Source organism: Gammaproteobacteria bacterium (assembly GCA_013696315.1).
Taxonomy (GTDB): domain Bacteria; phylum Pseudomonadota; class Gammaproteobacteria; order JACCYU01; family JACCYU01; genus JACCYU01.
Genome location: JACCYU010000046.1, coordinates 1 through 10,730 on the forward strand (window position 1 = coordinate 1; position 10,730 = coordinate 10,730).

General features: G+C 62.3%; 13 protein-coding genes. 4 read left to right on the plus strand and 9 right to left on the minus strand.

Annotated elements, in window-relative coordinates; all coding sequences use genetic code 11:
• The 3 genes from H0V34_02930 to H0V34_02940 all read left to right on the plus strand — a co-directional run.
• Positions 1–920 (plus strand): efflux RND transporter permease subunit (locus H0V34_02930; GenBank protein ID MBA2490690.1); only part of this gene is annotated, 920 nt, incomplete at its 5' end.
• 217 nt (positions 921–1,137) lie between these two features.
• Positions 1,138–2,523 carry an OFA family MFS transporter gene (locus tag H0V34_02935; protein MBA2490691.1) on the plus strand — a complete coding sequence of 462 codons (1,386 nt, stop codon included), beginning with the start codon at positions 1,138–1,140 and terminating at the stop codon, positions 2,521–2,523.
• Positions 2,524–2,528: 5 nt separating this feature from the next.
• Positions 2,529–2,672 (plus strand): hypothetical protein, encoded by a 144-nt coding sequence (locus H0V34_02940; GenBank protein MBA2490692.1) that lies wholly within the window; start codon positions 2,529–2,531, stop codon positions 2,670–2,672.
• Positions 2,673–2,840: 168 nt separating this feature from the next.
• Here the strand turns inward: H0V34_02940 and ccmI are convergent, their stop codons facing one another.
• The 9 genes from ccmI to ccmA are packed head-to-tail and all read right to left on the minus strand — an operon-like array spanning position 2,841 to position 9,895.
• Complete coding sequence (ccmI, locus tag H0V34_02945; protein MBA2490693.1) at positions 2,841–4,127, minus strand: c-type cytochrome biogenesis protein CcmI; 1,287 nt, start codon at positions 4,125–4,127, stop codon at positions 2,841–2,843.
• Positions 4,128–4,133: 6 nt separating this feature from the next.
• Positions 4,134–4,583, minus strand: a complete 450-nt coding sequence (locus H0V34_02950) for a cytochrome c-type biogenesis protein CcmH (protein ID MBA2490694.1) — start codon at positions 4,581–4,583, stop codon at positions 4,134–4,136.
• 43 nt (positions 4,584–4,626) lie between these two features.
• Positions 4,627–5,154 (minus strand): DsbE family thiol:disulfide interchange protein, encoded by a 528-nt coding sequence (locus tag H0V34_02955; protein MBA2490695.1) that lies wholly within the window; start codon positions 5,152–5,154, stop codon positions 4,627–4,629.
• Positions 5,154–7,148: a heme lyase CcmF/NrfE family subunit gene (locus tag H0V34_02960; GenBank protein MBA2490696.1), complete on the minus strand. Its 1,995-nt coding sequence runs from the start codon at positions 7,146–7,148 to the stop codon at positions 5,154–5,156. The genes H0V34_02955 and H0V34_02960 overlap by 1 nt, the downstream gene beginning before the upstream one ends.
• A complete protein-coding gene (gene ccmE, locus H0V34_02965) occupies positions 7,145–7,633 on the minus strand; it encodes a cytochrome c maturation protein CcmE (protein ID MBA2490697.1) in 489 nt (162 codons plus the stop codon). The genes H0V34_02960 and ccmE overlap by 4 nt, the downstream gene beginning before the upstream one ends.
• Positions 7,617–7,772 (minus strand): heme exporter protein CcmD, encoded by a 156-nt coding sequence (ccmD, locus tag H0V34_02970; GenBank protein MBA2490698.1) that lies wholly within the window; start codon positions 7,770–7,772, stop codon positions 7,617–7,619. Before ccmD ends, ccmE begins: the two co-directional genes overlap by 17 nt.
• Before the next feature lie 19 nt (positions 7,773–7,791).
• Positions 7,792–8,526: a heme ABC transporter permease gene (locus H0V34_02975; GenBank protein ID MBA2490699.1), complete on the minus strand. Its 735-nt coding sequence runs from the start codon at positions 8,524–8,526 to the stop codon at positions 7,792–7,794.
• Positions 8,527–8,561: 35 nt separating this feature from the next.
• Positions 8,562–9,245, minus strand: coding sequence for a heme exporter protein CcmB (gene ccmB, locus H0V34_02980; protein ID MBA2490700.1), 684 nt, complete (start codon positions 9,243–9,245; stop codon positions 8,562–8,564).
• On the minus strand, positions 9,242–9,895 hold the full coding sequence (gene ccmA / locus H0V34_02985; GenBank protein ID MBA2490701.1) for a cytochrome c biogenesis heme-transporting ATPase CcmA: 654 nt from the start codon (positions 9,893–9,895) through the stop codon (positions 9,242–9,244). Before ccmA ends, ccmB begins: the two co-directional genes overlap by 4 nt.
• Positions 9,896–10,060: 165 nt before the next feature.
• Here ccmA and H0V34_02990 point away from each other — a divergent pair, with 165 nt between their 5' ends.
• Positions 10,061–10,177, plus strand: a complete 117-nt coding sequence (locus tag H0V34_02990; protein MBA2490702.1) for an AbrB/MazE/SpoVT family DNA-binding domain-containing protein — start codon at positions 10,061–10,063, stop codon at positions 10,175–10,177.
• The last annotated feature ends 553 nt before the right edge of the window (positions 10,178–10,730 follow it).

Below are 10,730 nucleotides of genomic sequence, written 5' to 3' on the forward strand. Positions count from 1 at the left end.
TCGTGGCCGCCATGGGCGGCCAGATTGTTTCCGAGACCGTGGAGGGACGCGAGCGCTACAACATTCTGGTGCGTTACGCCCGCGACTATTGCGAAAGCGTCCCCGCGCTGGAGCGGGCGCTGATTACTACGGCCAATGGCGCCCATATTCCGATCTCGCAGGTGGCCGATATCGAGTTTCGCACCGGCCCGCCCATGATCCGAAGCGAGGGCGCGCAGCTCCAGGGTATCGTGAGCGTGGACGTCGCTGATTCGATCGGCGTGCCGGATTACGTCGCGCGGGCAAAACAGGTGGTCGCCGACAAGGTGAATCTGCCAAACGGTTATCGGCTCTCCTGGGCCGGGCAGTTCGAATACTACGAGCGCGCCAGGGCACGGCTTCAAATCCTGGTGCCGCTGGCATTGTTCCTGATCTTCTTTATGCTGTACGTCCACCGCAAATCGCTCACCGAGACATTGATCGTGATGCTGGCGCTGCCGTTTTCACTGGTGGGCGCCACGTGGCTTCTCGTCTGGCTCGACTACAAACTCAGCGTCGCGGTCGGCATGATCGCCGTGGCGGGGCTCGCGGTGGAGCTGGGCCTGCTGATGATGTTGTATCTGGACATAGCCTGGCGTCGCCATAAATCGCAAGGCCGGCTCAATAACCGCGCCGACCTTGAAGAGGCTATATTCGAAGGCGCGGCACAGCGCCTGCGGCCCAAGCTGATGACAGGGCTGGCCTTATTCATGGGCCTGCTGCCCATCATGTACAGCGACGGCACCGGCGCGGATGTGATGAAACGCATCGCAGCACCCATGCTGGGCGGCGTAGCCTCCGGCCTGGTGCTGGTGCTGATCGTATTTCCCGCTATCTACGCCGTGTGGCGCGGGCGCTTTCTGCCGAAGGGCGCTGAGCGAACACCCGTGGCGGCGGCCTGAACGCCGGTGTAGTGGCGCGCGTGGCGCGAGGGAACATTCGCCATCGCCGCCGCGCGCGGGAGACGCGTTGGACGAACACGTAATTAACTGACCGCGAACGCAATCGGACTGCCGCTCGTCAGAAAAAATGTGCAAAAATGCAGGCACGCAATACCCCAATAACGCCGGGGCCTTATAGTCGCGGCGACTTCAACGCTTGCGCGCCCAAGGAGGCTCAATGTCATTTCTGGATAGAGAACATACCGTCGCCCGGCCAGGCTACAGCCGCTGGCTGGTGCCGCCGGCCGCATTGTTCGTGCATCTTTGTATCGGTGAGGTGTACGCCTTTAGTGTATTCAAGCTGCCGATGACCACGCTCCTCGGCATTGACAAATCCGCCCCTGGCGACTGGGGTTTTACGCAGCTGGCCTGGATATTCAGTATCGCCATTGTTTTTCTGGGTCTGAGCGCCGCCGTTTTTGGGCGCTGGGTAGAGCGGGTGGGACCGCGCAAGGCGATGTTCACGTCCGCTTGCTGCTTTGGGGGCGGATTCGTCGTTTCCTCTCTAGGCGTCTGGGCGCATCAGCTATGGCTGATTTACCTGGGCTATGGCGTGCTGGGCGGCTGCGGCTTGGGGCTCGGCTATATTTCGCCGGTCAGCACCTTGATCAAGTGGTTTCCCGATCGTCCGGGCATGGCGACCGGCATGGCGATCATGGGTTTCGGCGGCGGCGCCATGATCGGTTCTCCGCTGTCCGTGTTGCTGATGGAGTTCTATAGCTCGCCCGAATCGGTGGGTGTCGCGCAGACTTTTCTCACCCTGGGCGTAATCTATTTCGTCTCGATGTGTATCGGCGCCGCCATCGTGCGCGTGCCTGCCGAGGGCTGGAAGCCGGCCGGTTTCGTCGCGCCGGAAAAACCGCAAAAGCTGATTACCACGGCGGACGTGGAAGTCAGCGAGGCGATCAGGACGCCGCAATTCTATTTTTTATGGGGCGTGTTGTTCCTGAATGTCACCGCGGGTATTGGCATACTGGAGCAAGCGTCGCCCATGTCCCAGGAAATGTTCAAGGGCGCTATCGGTGCCGCGGCGGCGGCCGGATTCGTTGGCCTGCTCTCCATATTCAACATGCTGGGGCGTTTTTTCTGGGCTTCCCTTTCCGATTACATGGGACGCAAGATCACCTACACCATTTTTTTCACCCTGGGCATGTGTCTTTACGCTGCCGTACCGTGGAGCGCATCCGTTAATAGCGTGGCGCTGTTCGTGCTGAGCTGCTGCATTATCATGAGCATGTACGGCGGCGGCTTCGCTACCATTCCCGCTTACCTGCGCGACGTCTTCGGCACCATGCACGTGGGCGCGATTCACGGCCGGCTGCTCACGGCCTGGTCGGCCGCGGGCATCGCCGGGCCGGTGCTGGTCAACTACATCCGCGAATATCAGATCAATTCCGGCGTGGCCAGCGCGGACGCATACACCCTGACCATGTACATCATGGTCGGACTGCTGGCGGTCGGGCTGATCTGCAATTTGATGATGAGCCCGGTTAACGCCAGACATCATTATCGCGAGTCCGCGAGCGGCGACGCGCGTGGCACGACCACCCAGGCGGAGACCTAAAAATCATGCGAGAAAATCAACAGCCGGCCGGCGACTCCGACCACCGCACCTCACCGGTGCTGATTGCTATCGCCTGGCTCGCCGTGATGCTGCCGCTGGCGTGGGGGTTTATTTCAACCTTGATCGAGGCGTCAAACCTGATTAGGTAGACCGCGGCCCGGCGCGCCGCCCACCGGCAAATGCGAGTCAGCGCCATCACCGTCCCGGCGCTCATCGAGTCGTCGCTTTCGATATGAGCCTGATAATCGGGTTCACCGCGACGCGTGACAGTATACGCTCTGCATGAGCGACGCGAAAATCATGGCGACGCTTTTGGGTCAGGGAATGATTTCATCGATGGTGATCGATACCCTGACGTTCTCGCGCGTGCCCACCTGCGCGTGTTCGCCCAGCAGGTCGCCGCTTTGGGGCATGGCGTCCCCGCTTTTCGAGATCCGCGCGAGCACGTTCACTTCATCCTCGCCCGACAACTTGAACATCGGCGCCATGGCCGTGGAATCGTCCAGGGTGACTTCCAGCGGGAGGTCGGCCGCGGTGCCGCGCGCGAGCGCCAGCGGCATGCGCGGCCCGTCTATGGCCTGCGCGTAAACGAATACCGTATCTCCGGGCGCGGCGCGTTCGCCAAGCCCCGGCGCAAGGTTGACCGAAACAGTAATGCTGGCTGGTGGCGCCGCGGCGGGTTCAGTATCCCCCGCTGTTTTACCGGCACTGCTGCCCTTTGCTTTATCGGCTGTATTCGCCGGCAGACCAGCAAGGCGCCTGGCCTCGGCGATTCGCTGCGGAAGATCAACGAAGCGATCGACGAGCTCGCCGGGCGCATTCTCAAACAACGTCTGCCACCGCTCGGCCGCGCGGGCGAAATCCCGGGCCTGGAAATCCGCCCAGCCCGCGAGCCACAGCGCCTGCGGATTCTCCGGCTGTATTTTCAGGGCCTGTTCCAGCATGGCCGCCGGCCGTCCCGCGAACTGCTGGCCCTGGGCCAATGACAGGGTCTGCGCGTACGCCGCAAGCAGATCGGGCTCGTTGATTTTCTTCAGTGCGTCCGCGCGCGCGAAGGCGCGGTGCGCCGCGGCATATCGGCCCGTGAGCGTGTGGACTCTGGCGAGCATAATCCAGCCCGTGCGATCTTCAGGGTTTTGTTTTAGCCGCGCCTCGATCACGCCCGCGATCTCTTCGATCGACGGCTGCTTGCCGGAATCCGCGCCCACCGAAGGCAGGGTGGAACTCCCATCCAGCGCGTCAAAACCGGTGCTGAACTGAAGATAAAAGAATACCGCGAGTACGGGCATCGCTATGCCGACCAGCGCGGCCGTCCGGCCAGCGCCGCCGCGCGAAGTGCGCGTGGGCGGGGCCGAATCCTCGGCAACTTCCGCCAGCAGTTCGCGCTCCAGATCCAGCCGCCCACGCTCGTATTGCGCCTGCGTCAGCAGGTCGTTATCCACATCGCGCTGGAGTTCGGCCAGACGCTGCCGGTACAGCGCGCGATTGATTTCGATCCGGGTCGGCCCATCCGCGGCGTCGCCGCGACGATTCAGTAACGGGGGCAATACGAAACTTAAGGCCGCCACAATGAGCAGACCCGCGACAATCCAGAAACCAGTCACGCGTTATTATTCCTTAGGAGTCTCATCGAGCACATCGCGCAAGCGCTGTTGCTCCCGTGCGGACAGGGGCGCACCGTCTTCGCTGCCCGCGTATCGACGGATGCGAAACAACAGTGTCGTCAGGCCGGCCGCGGCCAGCACGAAAGGCCCGATCCACAGCACGTAAGTCAGAGGTTTGAACTGCGGACGGTAAAGCACAAAGTCGCCGTAGCGTGCGGCCAGAAAATCGACGATCTCGGCATCCGTGGCGCCGTCTTTCAGCATCTCCTGAATTTCAGTACGCAGGTCCTTCGCGAGATCCGCGTCCGATTCTGCCAGCGATTCGTTCTGACAAACGAGACAGCGGAATTCCTCGATCAGGGTGTGGTAACGATCCGTCATCGCAGCGTCCATGGCGACCGCCTGCGCCAAAGAGGCGAACCACAACGTCAACCCCAGCATGAACCGCAGGGCCATGCACGACCACACGGAGGTCGTCCATCGCGCCGCGCCGCGCACCTCAGCCCTCGCGCAGCCGCCTGACCAGCGGCAGAATCGTATCGGTCAGAACATCGCCGGTCAGTGGCCCGATGTGTTTGTAGCGGATGATGCCCTGGCTATCGACCACAAACGTCTCCGGCGCGCCGTACACGCCCCAGTCAATTGCCACGCGTCCGTCCTTGTCGAACGCGATCGCGGAGTAAGGGTTGCCCAGTTCGCGCAGCCAGCGTCTGGCGGCTGGACGCTGATCCTTGAGATTCAGACCGTAAATCGGCACCTGGCCGGTGCGCGCCAGTTCGACCAGCACCGGATGCTCGTCGTAACAGGCCACGCACCAGGTCGCCCACACGTTGACCAGACTGACATCACCGGTCAGATCGTGATTGGAAAAGCTCTGCTCCGGCTTCTTGAGTAGAGGAAGTGTAAACGCCGGCGCCGGTTTGTCGATCAGCGGCGACGGCACCATCGAGGGGTCACGATTGAGGCCAAACCCTAAAAATACCACCAGCACCACGAACAGCGCGGCGGGCAGCAGATAGCGGATCATCAACCGGGCTGCGGTTGCGCGGATAAACCTTCGGTGCGCACGGTCTCGCGTTGCGTGCTCACGCGATAACGCTGGTCAGAGGCTGCCAGCACACCGCCGAACGCCATCATCATCGGCCCCAGCCACAACCATTGTACGAACGGCTTGTAGTAAAGCCGCACGCCCCGGGCGCCGCCGTCGGTGGTGGGTTCGCCCAGCGCCACGTACAGATCCCGGGTGAATGTCGAGTCGATGGCCGCGTCCGTCATGGGATTGGTCTGCACGCGGTAAACACGCTTCTCGGGATGCAGGATCGCGACTACCTCGCCGTCGCGGGCCACCTCGACGAGGCCCCGCTCCGCCACGTAGTTCGGACCCGCAACTTCGCTCACGCCCTGAAATGTGAATTCGTAGCCACTCAGGGTCGTACTTTCACCCGGCGCCATGCTCAGTTGCCGCTCGACTTCGAACGCGCTGGCGAAGGTTATGCCGACGATGAATACGCCCATACCCAGATGCGCCACGGTCATGCCGTACATGGCGCGCGGAATCGACGCCAGCGCCTGCGCCCACGGCTTGCCGGCGCGCTGACGGCGCACATGCGTAAAAAGATTCATACCGGCCGAGACCGCCGCCCAGCCCGCCAGCGCGATACCGACCGCCACCAGAATCGTGTTGGTGCCCGCCACGATCAGCGGCACCAGCACACCCAGGCCGATGCCCGCCAGCAACACGTAGCGCAAACGGTGGGCGAGCTCACCGATACGAGACTGGCGCCAGCGCGCCAGCGGCCCCACGCCGATCAGAAACACCAGCGGCAGCATCAGCGGCACGAACACCGCCGCGAAATATGGCGGGCCCACCGAAATCTTGCCGAGGCCCATAGCGTCCAGAAACAGCGGATAAAGTGTGCCCAGGAGGATAGTGGCCGCGGCCGTGACCAATAAAATATTGTTGATCAACAGCGCCGTCTCGCGCGACACCGTATCGAAACCGCCGCCGCCGCGCACCTTTGGCGCGCGCCACGCATAAAGCAAAAGCGAACCGCCGACCACCGCCAGCAGGAACATGAGAATGTAGATGCCGCGCGCGGGATCGGTGGCGAAGGCATGCACCGACACGAGCACGCCGGAACGTACCAGGAAGGTACCCAGCAGGCTTAAACTGAAGGCCAGGATCGCCAGCATGACGGTCCAGTTTTTGAACGCGCCGCGCTTGTCCGTAACCGCCAGCGAATGCATCAGCGCGGTGCCGACCAGCCACGGCATGAACGAGGCGTTCTCCACCGGGTCCCAGAACCACCAGCCGCCCCAGCCCAGTTCGTGATACGCCCACCAGCTGCCGAGCATGATGCCGGTGGTCAAAAACACCCAGGCGACGGTGACCCATGGCCGCGACCAGCGCGCCCACGCCGAATCCAGATGCCCGCCCAACAGTGCGGCTATCGCAAACGCGAACGCCACCGACATGCCCACGTAGCCCATGTACAGCATGGGCGGGTGGATCACCAGACCCGGGTCCTGCAGCAGCGGATTCAGGTCCTGGCCGTCGGCAGGCCCCGGGAACAGCCGCTCGAAGGGGTTCGAGGTCGCCAGCATGAACAGCAGAAACCCGATGCTCACCAACCCCATTACCGCGATTACCCGTGCGCGAAATTCGGGCGGCAGGCTGCGACTGAACAACGTCACCGCAAACGTCCAGCCGGCCAGTACCAACGCCCACAGCAGCAACGAACCTTCGTGCCCGCCCCACACTGCCGAGACGCGATACGGCAGCGGCAGCGCGGAATTGGAGTTGCCCGCCACGTACGCGACGGTGAAATCGTTTGTCACGAACGCGTATGTCAGGCAGGCAAAGGCGATCGCGACGAACAGAAACTGCCCCTGTGCCGCCGGTCGCGCCGCCGCCATCCATTCGGCATTGCCGAACTGCGCGCCCGCCAGCGGAACGATGCTCTGCACCAGCGCCAGGCACAGCGCGATGCTAAGCGCGAACTGACCAACTTCCGGAATCATGGCGCCTCCTCAAGATTATCGCGGGGCACGTAGCCGGGCGAAGCCTCGCCGGGAAGCTTGCCGCCGGCGGCTTTCAGCGAGGCCGCCACTTCCGGCGGCATGTAGTTTTCGTCGTGCTTGGCGAGCACCTCTTCGGCGCGAAACAGGCCGTTCCGATCTATCGTTCCGTGCGCCACAATCCCCTGGCCCTCGCGGAACAAATCAGGTAGCAACCCGGTGTAAACCAGCGGAATGGTCTTGTCTGTGTCGGTCAGTTCGAAACGCACCGTCATGCCAACATTCTGACGTTTGACACTGCCGTTCACCACCAGACCGCCCACGCGGAACATGCGCCCGGGGGGGGCCTCGCCGGCGAATACCTGGCTGGGGCTGTAGAAATACAGCAAATTCTGCTGGAACGCGTACAGCGCCAAGCCGGTAGCGGTGCCCACGCCGATTACCAGCGCGACGATCAGGCCCAAGCGTCGTTTACGTTTTGGCGTCATTGATAGTTAATTGTGAAGCAGTTTTCGAGAGTTCACGCAACAGCTGACGGCGGCGGCGCAGGGCACTTATCAGATTGGCGGTCAACACCACCACGAACACGGCGTATGCGCTCCAAACGTAGAAGGCGTAACCGCCCATGTGAAGGAATTCCAGCACGTCACGTCTGCGCCAGCGCTCGTACCCAGGCGCTTTGACGCTCGCGCACAAGCACGTCGCTACGCGCCCGCAATAATAACACGACGGCAAAATACAGCATGAACGCGGCGACCATGATCAAGAGCGGCCACAGCATGCTCGCGTCCATCGCCGGCGCAGCGAAGCGGCTTATCGTCGGGCCCTGGTGCAAGGTGTTCCACCACGTTACCGAGTAATGAATGATCGGAATGTTGACGACGCCCACCAGCGACAGAATGCCGCTCGCGCGCGCCGCGGTGCGCGGATCCTCGATCGCGCCGCGCAGCGCAATCACGCCCAGATACAGAAACAGCAGGATCAGTTCGGACGTCAATCGCGCGTCCCATACCCAGTACGCGCCCCACATCGGCTTGCCCCACAGCATGCCGGTGACCAGCGCTAAGAACGTGAAAGAGGCGCCCAGCGGCGCACAGTTGGCGGCGATGATGTCGGAGAGTTTCAGTTTCCAGATCATGCCAATGGCCGCGGACGTGGCCATAATCATATACACGAACAGCGACATCCACGCGGCAGGCACATGGATGAAAATAATGCGGTAACTCTCGCCCTGCTGGTAATCGGTCGGCGCCACCACCAGTCCCCAGTAAAGCCCCACCAGCATGCACACCGCGGTTGCGCAGCCCAGCCACGGCAACCAGCGCCCGGATAGATCGTAGAAGTATTTCGGCGAGCCGAGCTTATGAAACCAGATCCACATATTCCCAGATTTACATTATTGAATGTAAAACATTTTTAGTTCAACGCGATCCTTAGGGCCGCCGCGGTGGCGAGTGGCGCCAGCAAGATGCTAATTATGAATATCGCGCCCATGATAGCAAGCTGGCCGCTGACCGGCAGACCCGCCGCGGCCGCGTCCACCGCGCTGGTGGCGAAGATCAGCACCGGCACGTACAGCGGCAGTACCAATAGCGCCAGCAGCATGCCACCGCGCCGCAGGCCGATGGTCAGCCCCACCCCGATCGAACCCACAAGACTCAGTACCGGCGTGCCCAGCGCCAGGGTCGCGAGCAGTTCGGGCAGGGCACCGACCGGCAGATAAAGCATCATCGCCAGCGGTGGCGCGATGATCAGCAGCGGCAGACCCGTCGCCAGCCAGTGCGCGGTGACCTTCGCCAGCACCAGCACGGCCGCCGGCTGCGGGCTTATCAGCATCAGCTCCAGCGCGCCATCTTCGAAGTCCGCCCGGAACATGCCTTCCAGCGCCAGCAGGGACGCCAGCAGCGCCACGACCCACAAGACACCGGGCGCCACGCGGCTCAGCAATGCCGTGTCGGGGCCGATGCCCAGCGGCAGCAAGGTCACGACCAGCATGAAAAACAGCAGCGGATTGGCGAACTCCGCGCGATTGCGATACGCAAGAATCACGTCACGGCGCAGCAACGTCATGTAGGCAGTGCGCATGGTCGGCTGGTTCATACGCCGAGCGTAATCCGTTTGAGCGGGTGGGGGCCCAGATCGATGGCGCGGTGCGTGGTGACAATCAAAAGCCCGCCAGTATCCAGGTGCGCGCGCAGCATCGCCTCGATCTGTCGCGCCGCGTCCGTGTCCAGCGCGGTCAGCGGCTCGTCCAGCAGCCACAGACTCGCTTCCAGCATCAACAGACGCGCCAGCGCCACGCGCCGCCGCTGCCCGGCGGACAAGGTGCGGCACAGGGTGTCCGCCATGTGCCTGAGGCCCACGGCCGCCAGCACATCGTTCGTACTGGATATAGGTTTCGACCTGCCGAGCGCGCTCGCGAAGCGCAGGTTCTCGTGCGCGGTCAGCTCCGGCTTGATGCCGTTGGCATGACCGACGTATCCGATGTCGGCGAGAAACGCAGCACGATCGTCGTCCACATTGCGACCGCACCATTGAATCTCGCCCGCATCGGGCAAGCCCAGCCCGCACAACAGTCGCAGCAGACTGGTTTTGCCGCTGCCGTTAGGCCCTTCGATGCGCAGCGCCTCGCCCGCGCGGAGCGAAAATTCCACCCCACTGAACAATTGCCGGTCGTTACGCGTGCAGGCAAGCTCGCGCACCGTCAGCTCCGCCTTAGTACCGGGATTATCGCTGACTGCCGTATCCATAAAGCGCGCCATGATACGGGAAGCCCGGTGAAAGTGGGCGCCCTTAGCGACGCGGCGGGTGACACCGGCGTTGATCAGGTCTTTTTCCAGCTTCTTATTGCTTGCCGGTTGGGGGGCGCATCGATAAACTTTTTGTATCACAAACCCGCTATCGATGGAGACGCCATGACTACCGTGACGATTTCGCCCAAATTTCAGGTGGTCATCCCGAAGGAGATCCGCGACTCATTGAAACTGGGCCCGGGTCAGCGGGCGCAAAATAACGGCGCTCAGCGCCGCTAAAAAACCCTACCCATGCGGGAAGATTTGCGAGAAGTGGCGCGTCCCTGCGCCCGTTTCGTCCATGAGCCGGGGATGGCTCCCCGACCGTAAGGCCGCCACAGGTGAATGACGACCTCCGCCCGCTCTGCTATCGACCAGCCATACGGCGCGCTGACTGGCCGCTCGGGTAGCTGTAGCCACGCGTTCCGCCTCGATCCCCGGCTTCAAGCGACAAACCGCGCGTGCTTCATCCAGCCCATCCCTGGCCGGGAATCCGTTCCCGGCGTGTCCACAAACGTCCACTGCTCCACCCCCAATCCCGCTCATCTGGAATTCATTTCTCACGTTCCCTAACACATCCATCTAGAACGCCATGATCCCCATCATTCCCTCCCGATCCCGCTCAACAACGTCCGCGACATGCGCGCCTTTCGTGAAAGAGTGTGGATAAAGCTCGAAGAGTGCGGTAGTTTCTAACCGTAACTAACTGTTTAGTCCCGGAATGTGCTGGTACGGATCGAGTTTGAATCGTTGTGGTTCTTGCGTCCGGATTTTGTTGACGTATTCGTAGGGT

What these genes read in the sequence shown, in the direction of transcription:
- H0V34_02935 (MBA2490691.1), top strand. Translation starts at nt 1,138, where the DNA reads ATGTCATTTCTGGATAGAGAACATACCGTCGCCCGGCCAGGCTACAGC.
- H0V34_02940 (MBA2490692.1), top strand. Translation starts at nt 2,529, where the DNA reads ATGCGAGAAAATCAACAGCCGGCCGGCGACTCCGACCACCGCACCTCA.
- H0V34_02950 (MBA2490694.1), bottom strand. Translation starts at nt 4,583, where the DNA reads ATGGCCCTGCGGTTCATGCTGGGGTTGACGTTGTGGTTCGCCTCTTTG.
- H0V34_02955 (MBA2490695.1), bottom strand. Translation starts at nt 5,154, where the DNA reads ATGATCCGCTATCTGCTGCCCGCCGCGCTGTTCGTGGTGCTGGTGGTA.
- H0V34_02960 (MBA2490696.1), bottom strand. Translation starts at nt 7,148, where the DNA reads ATGATTCCGGAAGTTGGTCAGTTCGCGCTTAGCATCGCGCTGTGCCTG.
- ccmE (MBA2490697.1), bottom strand. Translation starts at nt 7,633, where the DNA reads ATGACGCCAAAACGTAAACGACGCTTGGGCCTGATCGTCGCGCTGGTA.
- ccmD (MBA2490698.1), bottom strand. Translation starts at nt 7,772, where the DNA reads ATGGGCGGTTACGCCTTCTACGTTTGGAGCGCATACGCCGTGTTCGTG.
- H0V34_02975 (MBA2490699.1), bottom strand. Translation starts at nt 8,526, where the DNA reads ATGTGGATCTGGTTTCATAAGCTCGGCTCGCCGAAATACTTCTACGAT.
- ccmB (MBA2490700.1), bottom strand. Translation starts at nt 9,245, where the DNA reads ATGAACCAGCCGACCATGCGCACTGCCTACATGACGTTGCTGCGCCGT.
- ccmA (MBA2490701.1), bottom strand. Translation starts at nt 9,895, where the DNA reads ATGGATACGGCAGTCAGCGATAATCCCGGTACTAAGGCGGAGCTGACG.
- H0V34_02990 (MBA2490702.1), top strand. Translation starts at nt 10,061, where the DNA reads ATGACTACCGTGACGATTTCGCCCAAATTTCAGGTGGTCATCCCGAAG.